Genomic DNA, 21,591 nt, shown 5'->3' with positions numbered 1-21,591 from the left:
CCCCCTACTATCGCCATGAGTGTTTAATTTAATAAACGGATAATAATGAAAAACTGGCTAGGTACCGGCACCGCGACCCTCTCCTTCATCCTGTGGGGGATGCTGCCGCTCTATTATCAATTCATGCCCGAGGTCAACATGTGGGAGCTGATCTCCCACCGGGTGCTCTGGTCTGTGGTGCTGCTGGGTGCCCTGTTTTTGCTGTTTGGCCACCAGGTGCCGTGGGCACGGTTGCGCAGTGAGCCGCGCCAGCTCGGCCTCATTCTGCTGGCGGGCCCCGTCATGTCCATCAGCTGGTGCATGTTCACCTGGTGCCTCACCACCGGGCAAGTATTGACCACCAGCCTCGCCTTCTTTATGACCCCGCTGTTCAATATCGTATTCGCCGTCATCTTCCTCAAAGAGCGACTCACCCCGCAAAAGCATCTGGCGGTCGCCCTGGCGCTGGCGGGGCTCGCCTACATGCTCTTCTGCTACGGCCAACTCCCCTGGTTCTCCCTCATCATGGGGGCCAACTTCGCCTGCTACGGCCTTATCAAGAAGAAGATCCACTACGACACCGGCACCAGCCTCTATCTGGAAGCCATGGTGCAACTGCCCGTCGCGCTGATCATCATCGGCACGCTGGCGTGGCACGGGGAAGGGGCATTCGTGAACGGGGATCTGGCCGACAAACTGCTGCTGATGGGCAGTGCGCCCGCCACCCTGTTGCCGGTCGGGCTCTTCTGTTACGCGGTGGCGAGAACCCGGATGAGCACTGTGGGACTGCTGCAATATATCGAGCCCAGCCTCGCCTTCCTGCTCGCCATCTACTGGTTTGGTGAAACGCCGGATCCCATCAAGACGGTCGGCTTCGCCTTCGTCTGGGCGGGCTTGCTGGTGAGTCTGGTGCCGCTGCACCGCCTCAAGCGTCAGCCTCAGGGGGCGCCGCGATAGGACTCGAGGATCTTGTGCCAGGCGGGGTCCCGATCCATCTGCTCGGCAATGTCGTTGAGCCGGGCATGAAGTTCGGGGCGGGACTTGGGCACCAGAATGTGGCGGGTATAGCTGGACTGGGCAAAGGGCGAGACGAACAGCTTGCCCTCATAGTCCGGGACGTGGGTGAAAAATGCGAGGGCCGAACCGGGCACCAGGGTGACATCGATGCGGCCGCGCACCAGCAGATCGAGATTGGTCTTCACCTTCTTGGCATCGTGGCGCTCCAGTTCACCCCGGGCCGCAGCATCATCGATCCCCAGATAGCGATAGCCCTCCACCCCGCCAAATACCATACCCTTGAGGGAGTCAGGGCCACGATAGATAACCGGATGCTGGCGGCTTGAAATGAGCTCGTTGGTGTCGCGCATGATGGGGAAAGTCCAGAGGTATAGCTCGCGCTGGGGATCCCCGACCCAGGCCGGGTTGACCCAGGCGACCAGACCGTTGAAGGCAGGATCCGACATCTCCAGCGCCAGTCTGGCGCGATTGACCAGCCAGAGCTCGATCCTGGGTTCACCTCCCAGCCTTTCATTGAGATACTTCACCAGTTCGCTGCTCAAACCGGCATTCACCCCGGTGTTGAAAGGGGGGTGCTGGTGGTAATCATAGAGACGGATCGTCTCCCCCAGAGCCGGAACCGACAACAGCAACCACAACCAGAACCAGACTCTCATCGCACCTCCTTGAGCTGCTTTTGAGTTTGGCACAGAGAGTTCGAATGAGAAAACCCCCGACCGGGGCTCCGGCATCGCCATCCACCCCGCCCTCCTGCTGGTCAATCTATATGGTGCGCACCGCTGCAGGCCTGCTCTATACCGGGATCAGCACGGCGCCGGAGCGCCGCCTGCGCCAGCATCAGAGCGGCAAGGGCTCTCGCGCCCTGCGCGGCAAGGGGCCGCTGGCACTGGTGTGGCAGCAGGAGGTAGGCGACAAAGGAGCTGCCCTGCGCCTCGAATATCGCCTCAAGCAGCAGCCCAAGGCGTTCAAGGAGCAGCTCATCACCCGCCCCGATCTCTGGCTGCCGTGGAGCCTGCGCTGGCTCAATCCCGACAACGCAGAACCATAAAGGCAAAGCCGGGCCATAAAAAAGGCTATGTCCCAATTACGTGTTGCATGGGGTGCCCCAGTGCCTCATGCAAACACGCTTTGATATTCACTCCCCTCCCGTAACGCTCCAGCATCCTGCGCCAACCCAGGTAGTTCTTCAGGTAGTGCGTCGCCACGCCATGGAAACGTACCATCCACTCTTTCAACCGATGGTGATACCCGTTCACGTGCTGAATGTGATACGCGCCGGCTACTCGCTCACCCTGACGATTGCGTACCACTTGATGCGTCACACCCTGTACTTTGCTGAAGCTGGCATACACACCCGCACCATCGCTACACAGCACGGCATCCGGCGAGACAAGGGGCTTCAACACCGCGATGACCGTCTCGGCATTCATCTCTTCCAACTGAAAATCTGCATGGTGACCTGCACGGTCCAGCACCACCATCACCGGTATATAATCCCGTCCGGTTCCCCGGGTTCGTCCCTTGCCACCACGATGCCGCGGCGGACGCGGCAATCCCCGCTGCCCCTTGAATGACTCGAGGAAGAAGGTCTCATCCACCTCAACGATGCCTTCTTCACGAGTGGCTTGATGAGTGGCCATCGCGCGCAAGAAACGGTGCCGCCAGAGGAACGCGGTGTTTTTGCTGACCCCGCAACGCATCGCTGCCTGGCGGACGGTCAGCCCTTCGATGAGGGCTTGCGCGTAGTCTTCCCAGCACTGGGCTTTACGCAACCGGGCCAGAGGCGTCCTGGTTAGCACCGAGCTGGTGCGCAGACACAGTTTGCAGCGGTAGCGACGTAGTCCACGACTCCAGCCCCAAGGTGCCAGCTGGGCGGCATCGGCGTGACAATGAGGACAACTGCGGCATGCCGGTAACTGGGTATTGAGCGAGGTAATGGCATGGGGTGCGGTGAGCTCCTGTTGAGCAACACGGCGCTGGCGCAGGGTTAACTGGGGAAAGAGGGATAACAGGTGTTGAAAGGCTGGGGTATCCATGATGGTAGCCCTCAAGGTGATGGCCTGTTTCAAGATTAGCCTTTCAACACGTAATTGGGACAGAGCCATAAAAAAGGCCACCTCACGGGTGGCCGACAAAAGGGAGTTCAGGGATAACGACACGACTTGCAGTGATTACAGATAGGTATTGGACCGCCTGCTGCGATGGCTGATAAGCCAGCAGACCACCAGCACCAGCAGCAACCAGGGGGCCAGCTTGATGATCAGGGCAAGCATGCCGCCAAGCAGCCCCAGCAGCACAAACACGCCGCTCACCAGCAGCATGGCCACCAGGGTAAAACCGGTCAGCGCCATCACCAGCAACACTCCCAGCAATATGAAAAATTCCAGCATAACTTGCTCCTTACAGGCACTCTGTGCCGCCGGGCTGCCTTGCGGTCAATCCAGCCAGCGTTTCAATTCATAACGGGGCGGCATCACCAGCACCGCCAGCAGATAGGCAGCCAGAGCCAGCGGCGGCACCAGGATCAGGGCGAGCAGGGCCACCACTCGCACCGTCACTCTGGATATCCCCAGCCGTTTGGCAATGCCGGCGCAGACGCCGGTCAGCTTGCGATGGACAAGATCCTTGGGCCAGGGAGTCATGGTTATGCCTCCACCTTCTGACCCTTGAGACGGGCCAGCTCGCGCTCTATCTCGTCATTGAGCTCCAGCTCGCGGAACTGCGCCTCCAGCGAGGGATTCTGCCCCAGAGTGGCCGCCTCCAGCTGGGCTTCCAGCTGATCGACCCGCCCCTGAAAGCCTTCGAAGCGGGCCATCAGCTCATGCATGCGCTGGTTGTCCACCTGAGCGCGGGCACGAATGCGGCTATGGGCTGTCTGCTCGCGCAGAGTCAGCAGTTTCTGCTTCTCCCGCGCCTCGGTCAGCTTGGCGGCCAACCGTTCACTGTCGGCGGTAAGCTGGGCAAGCACCTCGGCGACCCGGGCCTTGTCCTGCTCCAGCTGTTCACATTTCCGAGCCTCGGCCAACTTCTCGGTCAGCGCGGCGCGGGCAAGATCCTCACGCCCCTTCTGGATGGCAAGCTCGGCCTTGGCCGACCACTCCTGGATCTGCACCTGCAACGCCTGCTGATGGCGCTCCAGCTGTTTTTGCTCGGCGATGACGCGAGCGGCCTGGGTGCGCATATCGACCTGCACCTGCTCCATCTCCTCGATCATCAGGCGCAGCATCTTCTCGGGCTCTTCACTCTTGTCGAGCAGGCTGTGCAGGTTGGCATTGATTACGTCGGTCAGGCGGCTGAACACGCTCATGGTCTGGCTCCTTGTGGATGGGATGGCTATCTCTTCCCATTGCATTACAAGAGCCGTGCCAATAAAAATTATTGTTGTTTTACAAATAGATGGGAATTTAACGAGGGAATCCAATAACGGTTTGTTGGTGAAAAAAACCAATGGCGTGGTGATTTTTACCAACAAAAAGGGGAGCCCGTGGCTCCCCTTTCAATGCACTTATGATGGCGTTCAGGCGGCGTGATGGCGACCCAGCTTGCCATCCAGTTCGGCCAGTTTGGCCTCCATCCGGGCACGGCACACCTCGGAGAGCTCGCGAATGCCGGCGGCACCGTGCTCTTTGCTGCAGACCGGGGCCATCACCTCCAGCAGCACCTCGCCGTTATCCCAGCGGTTGAGGTCGATCTGGCCGAAGTAGCTGGAGCAGACGATGGGCACAACCGGCACTTCAGCCTGCACGGCGGTATGGAAAGCACCCGCCTTGAACGGCAGCAGGCCACGCCCCTGCGAGCGGGTCCCTTCCGGGAACATCCAGATGGAAGTGCCACGCGCCTTGATGCGCTCCACCACCTGACCAATGGTGCCAATGGCGCGAGAGCGGTTGGAGCGGTCGATCAACACGTTGCCGGAGAGCCAGAAGATGAGGCCGAAGAAGGGGAGCCACAGCAGGCTCTTCTTGCCCACCGCGACCACGCCGGGCTGCACCGCACCGGTCACGGTGAAGATGTCATAGTTGCTCTGGTGGTTGCAGACATAGACCGCAGGCCCGACCGATTTCACCTCGTCGGCTACCGTCACCTTGACCCGGACCCCGATCAGCGGGCAGACCGCGTGATACATGCGGGCAAAGACATAGACGTTGTTGGGGTGGCGCGGACGAACCAGACAGAGCAGCAGGCCGAACAGGAACCAGAAGATGAGCAGCAGACCAAGCAGCAGCACACGGGCAATTTTGAGCATCGAACACCTCGAATTTTAACTCGGCGCAGTATACTGATCCCCCTTTTAGCGAACAAGCGTTCGCCAAACAGAACCGACCACACGGCGCCAGCCTCAGCGCTCATAAAACGGCCGGCAACTTGCCCCACCCGCCATTGGCCGTTAGGATGTGGCCATCTTGATGAACGGGGCGAGCATGATTCACCAACAACGCGTGGCGAAAAGACTCCTGCTGCTGGTCTGCCTGCTGGTGCTCAATTGCGCGGCACAGCCGCTGGCCCGGCTGGCACTGCTCGATCACGCCCTCACCTGTCAGGCCCTGCCCGTTCAGAGCATCGATGATGAGCAGAACGACGGCAAGCCGGTCAGCCCGCAGCCCACCAGCTGCCAGCTCAATGGCAAATGGCTGAGCGCCGCCACCCTGCTCTGCGTCGAACAACTCTTCTTTGCCGTCGCCCTGCTGATTGCCCTGCTGGCACCACTCTGGCGCTATACCCCTCCCTTACCACCGCCAAGGGTTATCTCACCACCCGAGCGGCGACTTCACCTCACGCTCTGCGTCTGGCGGGAATGATTCCGGCCTTTTTCCATTCGCCGTTACTCATTTTTTGCGAGACCAGACAGATGACAAACTTTTTCAAGGCAGCCCTGCTTATGGCCTGCCTGCTGTGGCAATCCACGGGATTGGCCAGCGATACGGGCTGGCTCACCAGCCCACAGAATGATCACGCCAGGGTGCGACTGCAGGCCGACCGCAGCGCCCCTGACCACACCCGCATCCTGCTCGACGTAGCCCTCGAGTCCGGCTGGAAGACCTACTGGCACAGCCCGGGCGAAGGGGGCATTGCCCCCCAGATCCTGTGGGATGAGCCGGTCGGCGACTTCCAGTGGCGCTGGCCCGCTCCGCGCCACTTCGAGGTGGCCGGACTCAGTACCCAGGGTTATCAGGGGGAGGTACGCTTCCCTCTGAGCCTCAACTACCCGACCGGCCAATCGCTCAAGGGCACCTTGCGCCTCTCCACCTGCAGCAACGTCTGCATCCTGACCGACTTCCCCTTTACCCTGGCGGTAGATGGGCAGACTCCGGCTGGTTTCGACTTCAGCTGGGCCAAGGCCATCAGCAATTTGCCCCAACCGCTGCCCGCCGACACCCGGGTCGAGCTCGGTTATCAGCACAACCAGCTGCAACTGCGCGCCGAGCGGGCAGAGGGCTGGCAATCACCGGCCCTCTTTATCGACGCTCTGGAAGGGGCCGAGTTTGGTAAGCCGGTGCTCGAGGTTGAGGGCAACACCCTGATCGCCCGGGTTCCGGTGAGCGATGGCTGGCAGGGGGATGCGCCAGATCTGCGCGGCCAATCCCTCGGCCTGCTGCTCACCAGTGGCGAACAGGCGTGGCAGACCAAAGGCTCGATTGGCGAAGCGCTCGTATTGCCAGCGCCGAGCCAACCCCTCTTCTGGTTGCTGGGGGCGGCGCTGCTCGGCGGCCTTATCCTCAACCTGATGCCCTGCGTGCTGCCGGTGCTGGCGCTCAAGTTGGGGTCTGTGCTGCAACATCAGGAGCGTGAACAGGGAACCGTGCGCAAACAGTTCCTCGCTGCCAGCGCCGGGATCATCGCCTCCTTCTGGGTGCTGGCGGCCATGAGCAGCCTGCTGCGCGCCACGCAAGGGGCCGTCGGCTGGGGCATCCAGTTCCAGAGCGCCGGTTTTATCGCCTTTATGGTGCTGGTCACCCTGCTGTTTTGCGCCAACCTGCTGGGGCTGTTCGAGATCCGCCTGCCGAGCAACCTCAACACTCGCCTTGCCACCAGCGGCGGCAATGGCCTCGGCGGCCACTTTCTGCAGGGAAGTTTCGCCACCCTGCTGGCGACTCCCTGCTCGGCCCCTTTCCTCGGCACCGCGGTGGCCTTTGCGCTGGCGGCCCCCCTTGGTCAGCTGTGGCTTATCTTCACCGCGCTCGGAATTGGCATGAGCCTGCCCTGGCTGCTGGTAGCAGCCCTGCCACGGCTCGCCCTCTGGCTGCCCAAGCCGGGTCGCTGGATGGGGCGCCTGCGCATCCTGCTCGGCCTGATGATGCTGGGCTCCAGCCTCTGGCTGGCGAGCCTGCTTGGCAGCCATCTGGGCAACATGCAGGTTTACTGGCTGATGGCCGCCATGCTGCTGGCACTGCTGATTGGCATCATCTGGCGTTATGGCATGCGCGGCTTCACGCTGGCTCTCTCCCTCTCGGCGCTTGTCGGCGCAGCCCTGCTGCTGGGGGGCGCCTTCACCGCGCAGGGGGCAGGCAGCATAGACCGGGTGGTCTGGCAGCCCCTCTCTGAACGCGCCATCACCGATGCCCTCGCCCAGAACAAGCGGGTCTTCGTCGACGTCACCGCCGACTGGTGCGTCACCTGCAAGGCAAACAAATACAACGTGTTGCTGCGTGATGAGGTGCAAACAGCCCTCTCGGCCCCCGATGTGGTGGCCCTGCGCGGCGACTGGAGCAAACCGGACGACACCATCGCCGCCTTCCTGCGCCAGCGCGGGGCGGCAGCCGTCCCCTTCAACCAGATCTACGGCCCCGGCCTGCCACAGGGAGAGATCCTCTCCCCCCTGCTGGACAAGGCCGATCTGCTTACCCTCTTGAATCAGGCCGGTCTGATCCAGACCAACGCCACCCATTTTTAAGGAGAACTCCATGAACCTGCGCTCCATCGCCCTGTTCACCGCCCTGTTTGCGGGCTCGCTGACTGCTCCGGCCCTGCACGCCGCCCCCTTCACCCCGGAGCAGGAGGCCCGCATCAAGGAGCTGATCCGCGAGACCCTGATCGCCAACCCCAAGATCCTCGACGAAGCGGCCGAATCCTGGGAGAAACAGAACGCGGCAGCCCAACAGGCGCAACTTGGCAACTTCATCAAGGGCAACAAGGATGTGCTGTTCAACAGCCCAACCAGCCCGCGCCTCGGCGCCAAGAACCCCAAGCTGACGCTGGTGCTGTTCACCGACTACAACTGCGCCTACTGCAAGCAGTTCGATCCCCGGCTGACCAAGCTGCTCAAGGCCTATCCGGACGATCTGGGGCTGGTGATCAAGCTGCTGCCGTTCAAGGGACAGAGTTCTGCCAAGGCGGCCCAGTACAGTCTGACCCTGTGGCAGCAGGATCCGGCTCGCTTCCTCGCCCTGCATGACAAGCTGATGAGCAAGCAGGGGATGCTGACCGAGGCGGATATCAACAAGGCGCTGGCCGCCACCGGCAACGTGGCGCTCAAGCCCGTGCCGAAGGCAACCGAAGAGCTGCGCAACAGCCTGCGTATCGGCACCATTCTGGGGGTGCAGGGCACACCGGCGACCCTGATCGGCAACCAGCTGGTGCCGGGCGCCGTTCCCTATGAGGAGCTGGAGCAGCTGGTGAAGGCCGAACTGGCCAAGCTGGGGTAAGGGATGAGCACCAACCCTCAACCCCGCTGGCGACGCTGGAGCAAGGAGGCACTCTGGCTGCTGTTGCTGGCACTGGTCATCTCGACCCTGCTCGATCTGTGGCGCAGCCCAACTCTGCCAGAGGGAGCGATGAGCGCCCCCGTCACCCTGCAGGATGGCAGCAACACTGATCTCGCCACCCTGAGCCGCGGCAAGCCGCTGCTGGTTTACTACTGGGCCAGCTGGTGCGGGGTGTGTCGTTTCACCACCCCGGCCGTGCAGCAGCTCTGGCAAGAGGGGGAAAACGTGCTGACGGTGGCACTGCGATCCGGCAACGCAGAGCAGCTTGGTAAGGGGATGAGCAAGAAGGGGCTCACCTTCCCGACCCACAACGACGAGTCGGGAGATCTGGCCGCCAAGTGGCAGGTAGGGGTCACCCCGACGTTCCTCGTCATCAGGGATGGGACGCTTGTGAGCAGCACCACCGGCTGGAGCTCGAAGTGGGGCTTGCATCTGCGGCTCTGGTGGGCGTCGCTCTAGCCACGCGGCATCGTTGCCTGCAACAGGGCCATCCCAACCGGATGGCCCTTTTTTATGCCGACATCAGGCGGTGAGCTGCATCCCGCGTACCTGCTCCAGCAGGGCGGTGACCGCTGCCGAGCGCAACGCATCGGGGGCGTAGCAGAGCCCCACCCGCCGCTTGAAGGAAGAGGCCGCCAGCTCGGCGACCGAACAGCCGGGCGGACAAAGCGAACGGGGCAACCAGCCGATCCCCGCCCCGGCGGCCACCATAGTCGCCGCCAGTCGCAGCGACCCCGCCCGCCGTGGATAGAGCGGCGCCTGACTGCCGAGGATGGCGATCAACCGCAAGTGAGATTCGTGGCGCGGGCAAGTGACCCAGGGTTCATCCGCCAACGCTGCCGGGGTGAGCGCCCCCTTGCCCGCCAGCGGGTGATCCGGCGGCAGCACCAGCACGAGCTCCTCCTCCAGCAGGGGGATAAAGAGCTCGTCGCCACAACGCAGGGATTCGCAGCCCAGCCGCACATCGCCACAGCAGCCCTCCTCCAGAGTCAGCAGGATCTCCTCGTGGGCGAGCGCCCCTTGCACCAGCGCCCCCACCACGCCATCACCCAGATCAGCCTCAATTCCCACCGTCACCTCCAAACAGGGGGAGGTTTCACGAAACTCGCGGGCGAGGGAGTCGGTATCGGCGATCAACCGCTTGGCGCGGGGATAGAGCCGGTGCGCCGCTTCGGTCCCCTCCACCCCGCGCGCCTGCCGCACAAACAGGGTCACCCCCAGCTCATCCTCCAGCGTTTTGATGGTGGTGGAGAGGGTGGGTTGGGTAATGAAGAGGCGGGTGGCTGCCGCCGTGATGTTGCGCTCCTCGAAGACAGCCACAAACGCACGCAGGGTTCGCACATCCATAGGGTTCACCTATACCAGACAGTCATAAAAGCCATTTTTCACGGCGACACGGGGCAAATATAGTGGCTTACCTGCCACAAGGCATCCCAATTTTCTATATCAGCGTCTATCAACACCGTCAGGAGCCATCATGCGCCATCTCTCTGTCATCGGCCTCGGGGCCATGGGCTCCGCCCTCGCCACCACCTTGCTCAAGGCGGGCCATCCGGTCACCGTCTGGAATCGCAGCGCCGCCAAGGCGGCCCCGCTGCAGGCGCTGGGTGCAACACTCGCCCCCTCGGTTGGCGCAGCCATCGCCGCAAGTGATATCACCCTTGTCTGCGTCGATAACTACGCCGTCAGCCAGCAGTTGCTGGATGAGGCGAGCGACGCCGTGGCGGGCAAGCTGCTGGTGCAGCTCTCCACCGGCAGCCCGCAGGGGGCCAGAGCGCTGGAGAGCTGGAGCCACGCCCGCGGCGCCCGTTATCTCGATGGCGCCATCCTCTGCTTCCCGGATCAGATCGGCACCACTGATGCCAGCATCATCTGCTCGGGAGCCAGCGCTGCCTTTAGCGAGGCCGAGCCGGTGCTGCGCCTGCTCGCCCCTACCCTCGACCATGTGGCCGAGGCGGTGGGCGCCGCCGCGGCGCAAGATTGTGCCGTTGCAGCCTACTTTGCCGGTGGTCTGCTCGGTGCCCTGCACGGCGCGCTGATCTGCGAGGCGGAAGGGCTACCGGTGGCCAAGGTGTGCGCCCAGTTCAGCGAGCTCTCCCCCATTCTCGGTGGCGATGTGGCCCACCTTGGCAAGACGCTGGCGAGCGGCGATTTCGATCACCCCTACGCCAGCCTGAAAACCTGGAGCGCCGCCATCAGCCGCCTCGCCGGTCATGCCACCGATGCCGGGATAGACAGCCGCTTCCCGCGTTTTGCCGCCGATCTGTTTGAGGCAGGGGTGGCGCAAGGGTTTGGTCAGCAGGAGGTGTCAGCCCTTATCAAGGTGCTGCGGGCACGCAATGGAGCGGCACAATGAACGAGCTGACCAACCAACCCCAAATTGCACTGGTCACCGGCGCCGTTGGCGGGATTGGCCGCCAGCTCTGCATCGGGCTGGCCGAGGCGGGTTATCGGGTGATCGCCACCGATCTGGCCCCTCACGCTTTTGACCATCCCGAGATCCACTTTCACCCCCTCGATCTGCGGGACGAGCAGGCCATCGAACGCCTCTTTGCCGAGGTGCGCGAGCAGCACGGCGGCATCCATCTGCTGATCAACAACGGCGCCATCAGCAAGTTCCACACCCGCTTCGAGGAGCTGAGCGCAGCCCAGTTCGATCAGGTGATGACGGTCAATGTGCGCGGTGCCATGCTCTGCGCCCGCGCCTTTGTGCAGGCCAACCGCGGGTTGTCCTATGGCCGCATCATCAATATTGCCTCTACCCGCTGGCAGCAGAACGAACCGGGTTGGGATGCCTACGGCGCCTCCAAAGGGGCGCTGGTCGCCCTCACCCAGTCCCTCGCCAACTCGCTGGCCGACCATCCCGTCACGGTCAATGCCATCAGTCCGGGCTGGATCCAGGCGGAGGATTACCACACCCTGACCGAGGCGGATCACCGCCAGCACCCGAGCGGCCGGGTTGGTCGCCCCGACGACATCACCCGCGCCAGCCTCTTTCTGGCCGATCCTCGCAACGACTTTATCAACGGTGCCAATCTGGTGGTCGATGGCGGGATGAGCAAGAAGATGATCTACCACACCTCCGCCTCCTTCTGGGAGGAGTAACCCCAGCGGCGGCAGCCTCGCCCCGGCCTGCCGCCCGCCCCTTTTCTGCCCGTTTTTTCATCGCTTTTGCCCCGCTGCCCTTGCACTGGCCAGACCGACTGGCAACAATAGGCACTCAACTGACCCCTCTTCATCTAGCCCGTTAATTGATCGCCCAACTCATCGCGTTGGCGGGCTGTTTCCGTTAAAATGACGGGTTTTTGCCGTGCCTGATTTGCCAATCCCCACCATCAGGCACTCGCAGCGTGAATCCTATGATGCCAGTGATGCAGGATCTGCCATGAACAACTACTTTCGGGTGCTGGGCGTCAAGTCCAACGCCAGCGAAAACGACATCAAGAAAGCCTATCGTCGGCTGTCGAACCAGTACCACCCCGACAAGCTGCACGGGGCCAGTGAAGAAGAGAAAGAGCAGGCAGCCATCAAGCTGCACCAGGTAAAGCAGGCCTATGAAGTGCTGTCCGATCCGAAACAGCGGGCCGCCTTTATCAAGGATTTCAACAACGTCATCGTGACCGACCCCGCCTCCGCCATGCAGGAGATGTGGGATCAGTTCTACCCCTGAAACAGCAGGCAGAAAGAGCAACTATGCAAAAGAGATGGGACCAGGCGCGGCTCAAGTCGCTGCAAAGCGATGCCAGCGAAAACATCGAATCCTACCGGGATCAGGACGACCCCAAGGGGCTGGAACAGTTCACCGACCAGATGAAGAGCCTGCTGCTGGCCGATATGAGCATGCTGGAGTTTATGCCCGAGTATCTGCCGCTGGCCCTCTATGGCCGGGTGCAGTTCCCGGCCAAGGCCAAGTCGCAGTGGAACAAGTGGCTCACCAGCGGCGAGCAGCCGAGCTGGGACGAGTTCAAGGTGAGCGTCGGCTTCAACAATGCCGCCCTGCCGCTGGTCAAGGCGGTGCGGGCCCAGAGCGAAGATCAGCTGATGGAAGCCTGCGCCGTGCTGTTCCTGCTCGATAACCCGCTGCCGCGCGGCAGCCACCGCAGTGATGACGACTATGAGCTGCGCGACGAAGAAGATGAAGACGGGGAAGATGCCGACGCCGACTACCATGGCGGCAGCGACCGCTATGGTGATGACGACGGCGATCAGGATATGTACGACGAAGTCCGTTTCTAATTGGGGCAAGGCATGAGCAACAGTCTGATAGAAATTACCGCCATCGAGATCAAAGAGCTGGCCGTTATCGAGCCGAAGCAGGCCAGCGAGAAGTTCGAGCTGATCGCCAAGACCATGTCTGACGACCAGCTGGCAGAAGTGATTGAAAACATTGATATCGTTACCCTAACCCAGATTAACGGCCAGCACGATATCTCCTTCCCCTCCATCATCTCCGAGCTGATGACCCCGGAGCGGATCCGCGATATCGTCTGCCAGCAGCCGCTCTACTGGGAAGAGGCGATCAAGAACAACGCCGACGAGCTGCAACAGCACACCTTCGACTTCCTCAACTACCTGATCCGCACCCAGGATAGCGAAGCCAAGCAGCGCGAGATCCTCGAGTGCGTGGCCGAAGATCCGGCCGGTCTCTTCTACCTCGCCATCCCCTTTATCGAGTTCTATCGCGGCGATCGCTATGAAGAGGACGAAGGCTATCGCGACGTGCTGCATGCCGAAGAGGAAGATCTCGAAGAGTCCCTGCGCTACAGCGAGCGCCAACAGAGCGAGGATGTCCACGACTACGCGCTGGATGACCCGCGCAGCCTCTTGATGCTCATTCGCGAGCTGGCCCCCGAGGTGGAGAAAGCCATCAAGGCGCTGCTGCGCAACGAGCACTCAACCTGGGACGGCATCATCAACAAGTTTGCCGCCGAGCTGGTGATGCAGGCCAAAGAGAAGAACAAGGTCGAGGAAGACGAGTACGGCGACGTCGACGACATGTTCAGCTTTCTGGATTAAGGAGCCCATTCATGCAGTTAGTCATTCGCGATGCCAACCAGGGCCCCTTTCTGACCCAGGTGCTGCGCTTTGGCCGCGACAATGAACGTTTGAGCGAGCAACAGCTGGCCGCCATCAAGGGCAAGGCGGTGCTGATGAGCCTCAAATTCGCCGACAAGTACTACAACAAGTACAAGATGCACCTGCTGGAGCAGGCCGCCCACGACGTCATCGGTGTGGTGAGCCTCGGCCTGCAGGAGCTCTCGGCGCGGGATCCGGCCAAGGCGCTGGCGCTGCTGCAGGCGCCGGAAGGCCCCATCAAGCCGTTCCAGAAGGGCTGGTCGATGCTTATCACCGTCAGCCCCAAGCAGGCTGGCAACAGCCTCTACGGTGACGTGGATGCGCGCCTGCTGGACAAGATCTCGAGCCCGCCCGATGTGGAGGAGTGGCAAGGGTGGCAGGAGTACGAGAAGGCACTGACCGAGCACAACAAGAGCCGCCTGATGGAACTCATCGACCAGCACTTCTTCGCCTGCGAGAGCGACCACCCCACCATGGAGGACAAGCTGGCCGAAGCACTGCTCTACCGCATCCTCTGCGGCAAGGGCAGTGGCGCCGCCCCGCTCAAGGTGAAGCAGGATCTCAAGCGCAAACTGGCGCGGGAGATTGAGCTCGACGAGGGCTGGTATGACACCGACTATCTCGCCGCCCAGCTCGCCCTGATGCTGAGCGCGCTACCCGCCGACATGGCCGCCGCCCTGCGTCAGGAGCTGAGCCCGGGCTTTGTGCCCAACCTGCTGCACACCCTCGGCTTTGTGCGCCAGTACCAGCTGCTGCAAAAAGAGAACGCCTCGCCGGAGAAGCTCGACAACATCGAGATGCGCGCCGGTCTCAAGCACCCGCTGCTCGGCTGGCCGCTCTACCACGACTTCTAAGGCCGCTTTCGCCGCCTCTTTTGTTGCGCCCCCATGTGGGATAACTCAACGCCCGGCCCGCCGGGCGTTGTTATATCCGGGATGTTCCCCTCACCCCGACCCTCTCCCAAAGGGAGAGGGGACAAGCGCAAGCCTCCCTCGGGCTGCCAAGCAACACATAGGGGGCGCCAAGCACCGCGCATTGCACCGGCAATCTGGGAACAGCTCAGTGGTGCAATTCACTCTGTTCATTGCCCTCTGTGGCCCTTGTCACTGCGCAGGGGCATACGCCAATCCCGGATAATTATTCATTCAAAGGGTGAAACTGAATAAATAAGCTGCCACTCAACATGCTGGCGGCAATGGCGAAAGAGCAGCCAAAAGCGGGATGGCGATCTCACTATCAAATCAGTTCATGTCAAAAAGGGCTCCATTCAACCCCAACTGCTCTGATACCTACCCAGCCAGCACTAGCTTCTCAGCAGCCAAAACCGCATAAAAAACCGGAATAGATCAATAAAAGACAATTAATCTCGCCAGATTAAATTTCAGGTATGGCTATTTGCACCGCTTGGCCGCTAAATGACAGACCGGCCTTCAGACCAGCATGGAAGCGCACAAGGCTAGCCGGCAGCAGACCGGTACGCTCTCAGGACGAGTTATGACTTTCTTCTCTCACAGGAGACAGACCGTGAGCGCTTCGAATCAACACCCCACCATTCCCCCCGGCTCCGGGGCGCTGTTCTTTATCCAGACCTTCTCGACCCTAGGGTTTGCCGTGCTCTACTCCACCCTGGTGCTCTACGCCACCAAGCGGCTCGGCTTCAGCGAATCCCAGGCCAACGCCATGATGGGGGTCTTCGGAGCCTTCAACTATGGCCTGCACCTGTTTGGCGGTTATCTCGGCGGGCGCTACCTCAGCAACCGCAACCTGTTCGTGATGGGGATGGTGCTGCAGGTGATCGGCTGCTACTTCATCGCCGAGATGGGGATCACCGGCCTCTACTGGGGGCTCGCCATGTTCCTTACCGGTAGCGGCCTCAACGTCACCTGTCTCAACATGATGCTGACCCAGCGCTTCGCCCCGGATGATCACCGCCGCGAGAGCGCCTTCCTGTGGAACTACGCCGGGATGAATCTGGGCTTCTTTATCGGCTTCACGGTGGCGGGCTACTTCCAGCTCACCGAGGATTACCGCACCCTGTTCCTGTTTGCGACGCTGGGCAACATCATCGCCATCATCGCCACCTTCGCCTGCTGGCCCATTCTGGCGGATATCAGCACCCCGCTGCGCCATGTCAAAGGAAGCGGCTTCTACCGCCGCATGCTGGCCGGGATCGCCATTCTGGCCATGCTGGTGCCGGCGCTGCGCCTGCTGCTGACCCACGCCAGCTTCAGCGGCAGCTTCGTGCTGATCCTGGGGGCCGTGGTGCTGGTGCTGCTCTGCGTGATGACAGCCCGCCACCCGGACGCCGCCGAGCGCAGCCGCATGGTGGCCTACCTGATCCTCGCTCTCGGCTCCCTCATCTTCTGGTCGCTCTACCAGCTGGCGCCCATGGGGCTGATGCTCTTCTCCGAGCACAACATCAACCTCAACGTGTTCGGGCTGCGGGTTGCTCCCCAGTGGATCCAGAACATCAACACCCTCGTCATCGTCATCGGTGGCCCCCTGATGGCGCTGCTGTTCAAGCGACTGCGCGAACAGGGGTGGAATATCGACATCCCCTCCCAGTTTGCCGCCTCCCTGTTCTGCATGGGATTGGGGATGCTGGTGCTGCCGCTCGGCATCCATCTGGCGGGTGCCGACGGGCTGGTCGCCTTCAAGTGGATCGCCATCAGCTATGTGCTGCAGAGCTTTGGCGAGCTGCTCATCTCCCCCATCGGTTACGCCATGATTGGCAAGCTGGCCCCCGCCAGCCTGCAAGGCCTGCTGATGGGTTGCTGGATGATGGTGACCGGCGTTGCCTCGGTGCTGGCGGGCTATGTCTCCAGCGCCATGCCGCAAAATATCGGCAGCTCTCCGGTGGCCACCAACCCGGGCTACAGCTCGGTGTTCAACATGCTCGGCTGGGGCTCGATGGCGGGCGGGATCGTCCTGCTGTTGCTGGTGCCCCGTCTGCGCCTGCTGATCGCCTCGAAAATCACCCCGCAACCGGCGGCGACAGCTATCCCCGTCTGATGGGCTTGCACCGCCTGCAATGATGGCGGCGTGATCAACAGGCAAGAGCAAGGGCCCCGCAACTCCGGTTGCTGGGCCCTCTTTTACTGACCGTCAGGCAATAGACCGAGCCGTAGCACTGCCTTGGCTTTCCTCTGATAGTTCAGACCTGGAATCAGTAGTCACCCCTGTTTCAGGCGAAGTCAACGATCCCCAGCTGCTTGGCCATGGCCAGCTCGTTGCGCTCGACGATCTCCTCCACCACCTTGCCCTCGGCGTTGAATCTGAAATAGGTCAAGGCACTCCAGGTCACATCCTTGCCAGTAACATCGAATCCTTTCCAGGTATTTGAGCCTTTGGCGACGTGGGTCAATGCAACGAATACCTCGTCTTCCGAGCTCATTATTTTCTGAAAGGTGGTTTCAATAGACTCATAACGATCGACCACACAGGCTGACAATGACTTTTTAAATTGCTCAAGGGTGGTAATAGGCTCTGCGCAGTCAGGTCTGAATATACAAAGATCTTCCGAGAAATATTCACTCACCCGTTCAACATCCTTGCCATCTACGCAATATTTAAAGTAATTAATGACTGTATCGACGTTATTGTTCACAGGCGACTCCCGTTTTATTAATTGACATCCAATTTAACTAGAAAATATGATGCATGAAATATCTGTTACTGCCAGACGGGGCCATAGTACAAATCCGGCAGGAGATGATAAATGCAATAACAGGAAATCTCTTTTATAAAATCAGGAAAAATCCATGGATAGATGGACTGAATATGAAGTCTTTGTGCAAGTGGTCGAATTGGGGAGTCTCAGCAAGGCCGCAGATGCACTGGGCTTGTCCAACCCTGCAGCCAGCAGGCATCTGGCCGCACTGGAGCAGCGACTCAATGCACGGCTTGTCGAGCGAACGACCCGGCGCCTGTTTGTCACTGAAATCGGTGAGCACTTTTATGCCCGCTGCAAAACAGCGCTGAATGAGATGCGAGAAGCCATCGATGAAGTCAGTATCAAAACGGGAATGCCAACCGGGGTCTTGAAATTGACGGCTTCGCTGTCACTGATGCTGAATGTCATCTCCCCCTTGATACCGAAATTCATGGCAAAATATCCCGGCATTCAGGTCGAGTTGATTGCCAATAATCGCTATCTGGATATTATCGAAAACAATATCGACATCAGTATTCGCTCAAGAGAGTCTGAGCCGGACTCCAGCCTTATTATTCAACCTCTGGCTACGGCACCGCGTATTCTGGCGGCCTCTCCGGAATATATTGAGCATTATGGCGAACCGGAAACGCCGCACGATCTGAAAAAACACCAACTGTTGCTCTACAGCTATCACAATCCCGGAGAGCTGACCATGATGAAGGACTCGATAAAATTACGGGTGCCAACCACGCCCACCATTGAGTCCAACGATGCCCAGATCCTGCTCGCCAATGCCAAAAACGGCATGGGGATCCTGGCACAGCCCGTTTATGCCATTTATGACGAATTGCGCAGCCAGCGCCTTAAACCTGTACTCACCGACTGGACACTGCCCGACCTCTCCATCGGCATGGCCTATGCGAACAGAAACTTTATTCCGTCCAAGACCAGGGTGTTTATCGAATTTATCAAGGAGGAGTTTCAACAGTTCGATTATGAGCAGCGCTGGCGCCACGTCTGCGCCTGCTGATCGTCTCGAAAATGGCCCCGCAATCATGGATTGCGGGGCCTCTGCTTTTGGCGGGATGGCAGGTTCGTTTCAGGCTGGCGGTGCGATGCCTATGGTCATTTTTGCACTAAAGAAACCAATCTATTTTTTACTGTCGCACTGATGAAACAATCGCGCAGATCGGGGTGTAAGGGGAATCGGCACAGCGTCAGCCGCCCGGTAGGTATTTCCCGCCGACAGGGGTACGATGAGTGAAGTCGGAGCCATATAGCGACGGCTGTTAGCCGGGTCGCCCTGTGCCGCCCGCCATATACTCAAAGCCTTGTGAGCCCGACTCACCACGATAAGGAGAGACGAGATGTATATGTTTTTACCCTTCCTGCTGGCGCTGATAACGGGGATCAGCATCTTGCTGAACAAGCGTGGCGCCTCCTATCTGCTCTGGGCCCTGTTGCTGGTGGTGACCCTGCTCTCCTTTATGCACCATGTGACCGACCCGCTCACCCTCTCGTTCTAGGAGCCCGCCATGAGCCTTTCGACCTCTGCCACCGCCGCGAAGAGTGACCTGCCCCAGCTGCTCGATACGCTGGGGCTGGCGGGTATCTGCCTGACCCTGATCGTCGCCTTCTATTACCAGCTCTATCTGGCCGAACTCCCCTGCCCCTTGTGTTTATTGCAGCGGGTCGGCCTGGTCGTCGCCGGTTTCGGCTTTATGTTCAACCTGCAATTTGGCGCAAAAGGGGCCCACTACGGCATCGTGATTGTCGGTGCCCTGACCACCGCCATGATCGGCGCCCGGCAGGTGCTGCTGCATATTCTGCCCGGCGATCCCGGCTATGGTTCCACCTTTCTCGGGCTGCACTTTTATAGCTGGTCGCTGGTCAGCGCCCTGCTGATCATCCTGGCTGTCGCCCTGATATTGATGGTGCGGGACGGGCTCGCTATTGCGCTGCCCAAGCTGGATCTGGCGCGCTGGGGGCGTATCGCCTCCCTGCTGTTTGTCTTGCTGATTGCGGCAAACCTGATCTCTACCGTGCTGGAGTGCGGCACGGGACAGTGCGCCGATAATCCCGTCATCTATGACCTGCTGAGCCTGCGTTAATCACCCTCAAGGTGGCGGCCAGTCCGCCGCCTTCTATTGCCGAAAGGCGCAATAAACCCGGCCCGTTGCAGCGGCAACCTCGCGGATTCAATAGCGGTGCAATTTCATTGCACCCTACGGTTACCTCCCCTCACCCTGACCCTCTCCCAAGGGGAGAGGGGACTGTATCGAACCTGCCTAGTGCTCTAGCTGCCTTCTTCTAAGCCACGCATCACCAGCCGCTTATGTCACCGCCATCCGATTTTGCTACGAGCGGCGCTCCCTTCTCCCCTTGCGGGAGAAGGGTCGGGGATGAGGGGGAACAAACCATCACAACAGAAGCCACCGACAAGCAGCAGAACGTTAAAGAAAACAGAGAGAAGTAGGGTCGATTAGCAAAGCGTAATCGTCCGTACCGCAATCTCGGTGGCTATGGATATAGAGAAGAGATCAGCTGGAGCACCAGCAGAATTACGGCGACCTGTTTTCGCGATCGTCTGATTACGCTGCGCTAATCAGACCTACGGCACTGTACGTGTTATTTTTCAATCATTTGACTTCATGGCATCTATTAATAGACCACTTAGCAAGTTATATTTAACCATTGTTTTAATTTTCACATCCAATTGAAAATATAAATAAACTAGGAGTAACAGATGAATGCTAAATTAGCAATGCTAAAAGAATCACTTGAGAACTTATCGAAAGCTATTTCACAAAAAGACTTACCTGACCAGACATTTGATACAAGCTATGGTTGGAATTCCTTTCACATCGCTCCAGTAGATATACTAAACACAATTTCAAATATAATTACAAAACTCAATAGTTACTCAGAACCAGAAATTCCAAATGGATTATATTCAACCATTGACGAGCTTGTTGAAAATATAAATAAGCAGGCTGCGAATGTCACATCATATCTTGCGAATGATGCGGGAAGAGTTTCTGTTATAATCCCATCAATATTATTTCTTTTGCAAGTAATAGACAATGAGATAGAAACAGAATTATTCTCATGGGCTAGTATACAAAGCAATAAACTTGTCCCGAAAAACCTTAAAAATAGACTCAGAGCGCTAAACTCTCAGCTTGATAGCCTAGAAAGTGGATGTGGTAACATCGATGGAAAAGTCAAAGCCATCAATAACGCTTATGATACGGCGGAATCCTTGCCAGCTGTAATACAAGATTTAAATGATGCAAAAGAAAAACTTGCCTCAACAATAAGTGAGACAAGAGATGAAATAAATAAATACAAGAATGAAATTAATGCAATAAAAGATAATATAACTATAGCAAAATCGAAGTCGATTGCTATGCACGATGATATTAAAGAGCGACTTTTAGAGGCCGAGAATTGCGCTGAAAGGGCATCTAGCCTCGTAAACCAATGTGATGATGCATTGCAGATAACAACAACCCAGGGTCTTGCCGCTGGCTTTGATCAAAAGGCAAAGGAACTTCAAAAATCCATCTGGGTTTGGATTGCTGGACTTTTAATTGCCCTTGCTTTTGGTATTGGAATAGGCTCAAGTAGAGTTGCTGATTTTACAGAGGCATTAAAGGGTGATTTGACAGCTGGCCAAGCAATTCTACACACGATAATCTCTATTTTTTCTATTGGCGGACCTCTCTGGCTTGCTTGGATTTCGACACAACAAATAAACCAGCGATTTAAATTATCAGAGGACTACTCTTATAAAGCGACTGTTGCAAAAGCTTTTACTGGATTTAGAAAAATATCAGAAGACTTCAATCAAGAAACCAGTGAGCGGCTTTTCAACTCTACATTAGACCGGTTTGATGAAATGCCATTAAGATTAGTTTCAGGGAAAGATTATAACAGTCCATGGCATGAATTTATTGACTCTGAGGCTTTTAAAAAGGCTATTGATATGGTTCCAGCACTAGCCAAAGAAGCCGGTCGCTTTGCTGAAAACACCAAATTGAATAAAAATATTCCTGTACCTAAAAGTGACGAGAAGCCAGTAAAAGTAAAACAAGAAGAAAAAGCCACAGCTGAAACCGAGTAATATCTAAAACCCAAATAAAGAAGGGCGCTTTCGCG

Annotated in this window: 26 protein-coding genes; 18 read left to right on the top strand and 8 right to left on the bottom strand. The window is 58.8% G+C overall.

Features of this window, described 5'->3' with window-relative positions:
- The first annotated feature begins 45 nt into the window (after window positions 1-45).
- Window positions 46-936, top strand: coding sequence for an EamA family transporter RarD (gene rarD / locus I6L49_RS18800; protein WP_216950133.1), 891 nt, complete (start codon window positions 46-48; stop codon window positions 934-936).
- Here rarD and I6L49_RS18795 read toward each other — a convergent pair.
- Window positions 918-1,652, bottom strand: a complete 735-nt coding sequence (locus I6L49_RS18795; RefSeq protein WP_216950132.1) for an ABC transporter substrate-binding protein — start codon at window positions 1,650-1,652, stop codon at window positions 918-920. The two genes, rarD and I6L49_RS18795, sit on opposite strands and share 19 nt — an antisense overlap.
- Before the next feature lie 44 nt (window positions 1,653-1,696).
- Here I6L49_RS18795 and I6L49_RS18790 point away from each other — a divergent pair, with 44 nt between their 5' ends.
- Complete coding sequence (locus tag I6L49_RS18790; protein WP_182926264.1) at window positions 1,697-2,044, top strand: GIY-YIG nuclease family protein; 348 nt, start codon at window positions 1,697-1,699, stop codon at window positions 2,042-2,044.
- A gap of 25 nt (window positions 2,045-2,069) precedes the next feature.
- Here the strand turns inward: I6L49_RS18790 and I6L49_RS18785 are convergent, their stop codons facing one another.
- From I6L49_RS18785 to pspA, 4 genes are all read right to left on the bottom strand, one after another.
- On the bottom strand, window positions 2,070-3,032 hold the full coding sequence (locus I6L49_RS18785) for an IS1595 family transposase (RefSeq protein ID WP_216951665.1): 963 nt from the start codon (window positions 3,030-3,032) through the stop codon (window positions 2,070-2,072).
- Between the two features lie 135 nt (window positions 3,033-3,167).
- On the bottom strand, window positions 3,168-3,386 hold the full coding sequence (pspG, locus tag I6L49_RS18780; protein WP_156853627.1) for an envelope stress response protein PspG: 219 nt from the start codon (window positions 3,384-3,386) through the stop codon (window positions 3,168-3,170).
- Between the two features lie 45 nt (window positions 3,387-3,431).
- A complete protein-coding gene (locus tag I6L49_RS18775) occupies window positions 3,432-3,638 on the bottom strand; it encodes a PspC domain-containing protein (RefSeq protein ID WP_033115086.1) in 207 nt (68 codons plus the stop codon).
- Window positions 3,639-3,640: 2 nt separating this feature from the next.
- On the bottom strand, window positions 3,641-4,303 hold the full coding sequence (gene pspA, locus I6L49_RS18770) for a phage shock protein PspA (protein ID WP_216950131.1): 663 nt from the start codon (window positions 4,301-4,303) through the stop codon (window positions 3,641-3,643).
- A gap of 22 nt (window positions 4,304-4,325) precedes the next feature.
- Between pspA and I6L49_RS18765 the strand changes: the two genes are divergently transcribed.
- Window positions 4,326-4,526, top strand: coding sequence for a hypothetical protein (locus I6L49_RS18765; protein ID WP_216950130.1), 201 nt, complete (start codon window positions 4,326-4,328; stop codon window positions 4,524-4,526).
- On the opposite strand, the gene I6L49_RS18760 is transcribed toward I6L49_RS18765, so the two are convergent.
- Window positions 4,514-5,242, bottom strand: coding sequence for a 1-acylglycerol-3-phosphate O-acyltransferase (locus I6L49_RS18760; RefSeq protein ID WP_033115089.1), 729 nt, complete (start codon window positions 5,240-5,242; stop codon window positions 4,514-4,516). The two genes, I6L49_RS18765 and I6L49_RS18760, sit on opposite strands and share 13 nt — an antisense overlap.
- A gap of 175 nt (window positions 5,243-5,417) precedes the next feature.
- On the opposite strand from I6L49_RS18760, the gene I6L49_RS18755 reads away from it, so the two are divergent.
- Genes I6L49_RS18755 through I6L49_RS18740 form a run of 4 tightly spaced genes read left to right on the top strand, consistent with a single transcriptional unit; the run spans window position 5,418 to window position 9,158 of the window.
- Window positions 5,418-5,795 (top strand): hypothetical protein, encoded by a 378-nt coding sequence (locus I6L49_RS18755; protein WP_033115100.1) that lies wholly within the window; start codon window positions 5,418-5,420, stop codon window positions 5,793-5,795.
- A gap of 50 nt (window positions 5,796-5,845) precedes the next feature.
- Entirely contained in the window at window positions 5,846-7,888 is a 2,043-nt protein-coding gene (locus I6L49_RS18750) for a protein-disulfide reductase DsbD (protein WP_216950129.1), read from the top strand.
- 10 nt (window positions 7,889-7,898) lie between these two features.
- A complete protein-coding gene (locus I6L49_RS18745) occupies window positions 7,899-8,639 on the top strand; it encodes a DsbA family protein (protein WP_198505733.1) in 741 nt (246 codons plus the stop codon).
- A gap of 3 nt (window positions 8,640-8,642) precedes the next feature.
- Window positions 8,643-9,158, top strand: coding sequence for a protein disulfide oxidoreductase (locus I6L49_RS18740; RefSeq protein ID WP_216950128.1), 516 nt, complete (start codon window positions 8,643-8,645; stop codon window positions 9,156-9,158).
- 63 nt (window positions 9,159-9,221) lie between these two features.
- Here the strand turns inward: I6L49_RS18740 and I6L49_RS18735 are convergent, their stop codons facing one another.
- Window positions 9,222-10,046 carry a LysR family transcriptional regulator gene (locus tag I6L49_RS18735; protein WP_216950127.1) on the bottom strand — a complete coding sequence of 275 codons (825 nt, stop codon included), beginning with the start codon at window positions 10,044-10,046 and terminating at the stop codon, window positions 9,222-9,224.
- A gap of 130 nt (window positions 10,047-10,176) precedes the next feature.
- Between I6L49_RS18735 and I6L49_RS18730 the strand changes: the two genes are divergently transcribed.
- The 7 genes from I6L49_RS18730 (at window position 10,177) to I6L49_RS18700 (ending at window position 16,787) form a co-directional block, all read left to right on the top strand.
- Window positions 10,177-11,055, top strand: coding sequence for an NAD(P)-dependent oxidoreductase (locus I6L49_RS18730; RefSeq protein WP_216950126.1), 879 nt, complete (start codon window positions 10,177-10,179; stop codon window positions 11,053-11,055).
- A complete protein-coding gene (locus I6L49_RS18725; RefSeq protein WP_216950125.1) occupies window positions 11,052-11,804 on the top strand; it encodes an SDR family NAD(P)-dependent oxidoreductase in 753 nt (250 codons plus the stop codon). Before I6L49_RS18730 ends, I6L49_RS18725 begins: the two co-directional genes overlap by 4 nt.
- Before the next feature lie 280 nt (window positions 11,805-12,084).
- The gene (locus tag I6L49_RS18720; RefSeq protein ID WP_005343121.1) at window positions 12,085-12,369 is read left to right on the top strand and encodes a DnaJ domain-containing protein; all 285 of its coding nucleotides are present in this window, start codon (window positions 12,085-12,087) and stop codon (window positions 12,367-12,369) included.
- Window positions 12,370-12,392: 23 nt separating this feature from the next.
- A complete protein-coding gene (locus tag I6L49_RS18715) occupies window positions 12,393-12,935 on the top strand; it encodes a hypothetical protein (RefSeq protein WP_128834221.1) in 543 nt (180 codons plus the stop codon).
- Window positions 12,936-12,947: 12 nt separating this feature from the next.
- On the top strand, window positions 12,948-13,715 hold the full coding sequence (locus I6L49_RS18710; RefSeq protein WP_005335887.1) for a hypothetical protein: 768 nt from the start codon (window positions 12,948-12,950) through the stop codon (window positions 13,713-13,715).
- Window positions 13,716-13,726: 11 nt separating this feature from the next.
- On the top strand, window positions 13,727-14,629 hold the full coding sequence (locus tag I6L49_RS18705) for a hypothetical protein (protein WP_216950124.1): 903 nt from the start codon (window positions 13,727-13,729) through the stop codon (window positions 14,627-14,629).
- Between the two features lie 670 nt (window positions 14,630-15,299).
- A complete protein-coding gene (locus I6L49_RS18700) occupies window positions 15,300-16,787 on the top strand; it encodes a peptide MFS transporter (protein WP_233267776.1) in 1,488 nt (495 codons plus the stop codon).
- A gap of 172 nt (window positions 16,788-16,959) precedes the next feature.
- On the opposite strand, the gene I6L49_RS18695 is transcribed toward I6L49_RS18700, so the two are convergent.
- Window positions 16,960-17,382 (bottom strand): ester cyclase, encoded by a 423-nt coding sequence (locus I6L49_RS18695; RefSeq protein ID WP_104016601.1) that lies wholly within the window; start codon window positions 17,380-17,382, stop codon window positions 16,960-16,962.
- Between the two features lie 154 nt (window positions 17,383-17,536).
- Here I6L49_RS18695 and I6L49_RS18690 point away from each other — a divergent pair, with 154 nt between their 5' ends.
- The 4 genes from I6L49_RS18690 to I6L49_RS18675 all read left to right on the top strand — a co-directional run bounded on the left by I6L49_RS18690 (window position 17,537) and on the right by I6L49_RS18675 (window position 21,556).
- Window positions 17,537-18,460: a LysR family transcriptional regulator gene (locus tag I6L49_RS18690; RefSeq protein ID WP_216950123.1), complete on the top strand. Its 924-nt coding sequence runs from the start codon at window positions 17,537-17,539 to the stop codon at window positions 18,458-18,460.
- Between the two features lie 337 nt (window positions 18,461-18,797).
- Window positions 18,798-18,956: a DUF5993 family protein gene (locus I6L49_RS18685; RefSeq protein ID WP_005343116.1), complete on the top strand. Its 159-nt coding sequence runs from the start codon at window positions 18,798-18,800 to the stop codon at window positions 18,954-18,956.
- 9 nt (window positions 18,957-18,965) lie between these two features.
- A complete protein-coding gene (locus I6L49_RS18680; RefSeq protein WP_216950122.1) occupies window positions 18,966-19,541 on the top strand; it encodes a disulfide bond formation protein B in 576 nt (191 codons plus the stop codon).
- 635 nt (window positions 19,542-20,176) lie between these two features.
- Window positions 20,177-21,556, top strand: coding sequence for a hypothetical protein (locus I6L49_RS18675; RefSeq protein WP_216950121.1), 1,380 nt, complete (start codon window positions 20,177-20,179; stop codon window positions 21,554-21,556).
- Window positions 21,557-21,591 lie beyond the last annotated feature (35 nt).

It is taken from the genome of Aeromonas sp. FDAARGOS 1419 (assembly GCF_019047045.1).
In the GTDB taxonomy this organism is placed as follows: Bacteria; Pseudomonadota; Gammaproteobacteria; order Enterobacterales; family Aeromonadaceae; genus Aeromonas; species Aeromonas veronii.
This window is presented reverse-complemented; position numbering and strand designations above follow the sequence as displayed.

Coding starts and splice junctions, on each gene's coding strand:
- I6L49_RS18790 (WP_182926264.1), top strand. CDS start 1,697: ATGAGAAAACCCCCGACCGGGGCTCCGGCATCGCCATCCACCCCGCCC.
- I6L49_RS18760 (WP_033115089.1), bottom strand. CDS start 5,242: ATGCTCAAAATTGCCCGTGTGCTGCTGCTTGGTCTGCTGCTCATCTTC.
- I6L49_RS18735 (WP_216950127.1), bottom strand. CDS start 10,046: ATGGATGTGCGAACCCTGCGTGCGTTTGTGGCTGTCTTCGAGGAGCGC.
- I6L49_RS18745 (WP_198505733.1), top strand. CDS start 7,899: ATGAACCTGCGCTCCATCGCCCTGTTCACCGCCCTGTTTGCGGGCTCG.
- I6L49_RS18765 (WP_216950130.1), top strand. CDS start 4,326: ATGGCTATCTCTTCCCATTGCATTACAAGAGCCGTGCCAATAAAAATT.
- I6L49_RS18720 (WP_005343121.1), top strand. CDS start 12,085: ATGAACAACTACTTTCGGGTGCTGGGCGTCAAGTCCAACGCCAGCGAA.
- I6L49_RS18715 (WP_128834221.1), top strand. CDS start 12,393: ATGCAAAAGAGATGGGACCAGGCGCGGCTCAAGTCGCTGCAAAGCGAT.
- rarD (WP_216950133.1), top strand. CDS start 46: ATGAAAAACTGGCTAGGTACCGGCACCGCGACCCTCTCCTTCATCCTG.
- I6L49_RS18785 (WP_216951665.1), bottom strand. CDS start 3,032: ATGGATACCCCAGCCTTTCAACACCTGTTATCCCTCTTTCCCCAGTTA.
- I6L49_RS18750 (WP_216950129.1), top strand. CDS start 5,846: ATGACAAACTTTTTCAAGGCAGCCCTGCTTATGGCCTGCCTGCTGTGG.
- I6L49_RS18710 (WP_005335887.1), top strand. CDS start 12,948: ATGAGCAACAGTCTGATAGAAATTACCGCCATCGAGATCAAAGAGCTG.
- I6L49_RS18685 (WP_005343116.1), top strand. CDS start 18,798: ATGTATATGTTTTTACCCTTCCTGCTGGCGCTGATAACGGGGATCAGC.
- I6L49_RS18775 (WP_033115086.1), bottom strand. CDS start 3,638: ATGACTCCCTGGCCCAAGGATCTTGTCCATCGCAAGCTGACCGGCGTC.
- I6L49_RS18795 (WP_216950132.1), bottom strand. CDS start 1,652: ATGAGAGTCTGGTTCTGGTTGTGGTTGCTGTTGTCGGTTCCGGCTCTG.
- I6L49_RS18755 (WP_033115100.1), top strand. CDS start 5,418: ATGATTCACCAACAACGCGTGGCGAAAAGACTCCTGCTGCTGGTCTGC.
- I6L49_RS18740 (WP_216950128.1), top strand. CDS start 8,643: ATGAGCACCAACCCTCAACCCCGCTGGCGACGCTGGAGCAAGGAGGCA.
- I6L49_RS18690 (WP_216950123.1), top strand. CDS start 17,537: ATGGATAGATGGACTGAATATGAAGTCTTTGTGCAAGTGGTCGAATTG.
- I6L49_RS18705 (WP_216950124.1), top strand. CDS start 13,727: ATGCAGTTAGTCATTCGCGATGCCAACCAGGGCCCCTTTCTGACCCAG.
- I6L49_RS18725 (WP_216950125.1), top strand. CDS start 11,052: ATGAACGAGCTGACCAACCAACCCCAAATTGCACTGGTCACCGGCGCC.
- pspA (WP_216950131.1), bottom strand. CDS start 4,303: ATGAGCGTGTTCAGCCGCCTGACCGACGTAATCAATGCCAACCTGCAC.
- I6L49_RS18675 (WP_216950121.1), top strand. CDS start 20,177: ATGAATGCTAAATTAGCAATGCTAAAAGAATCACTTGAGAACTTATCG.
- pspG (WP_156853627.1), bottom strand. CDS start 3,386: ATGCTGGAATTTTTCATATTGCTGGGAGTGTTGCTGGTGATGGCGCTG.
- I6L49_RS18680 (WP_216950122.1), top strand. CDS start 18,966: ATGAGCCTTTCGACCTCTGCCACCGCCGCGAAGAGTGACCTGCCCCAG.
- I6L49_RS18730 (WP_216950126.1), top strand. CDS start 10,177: ATGCGCCATCTCTCTGTCATCGGCCTCGGGGCCATGGGCTCCGCCCTC.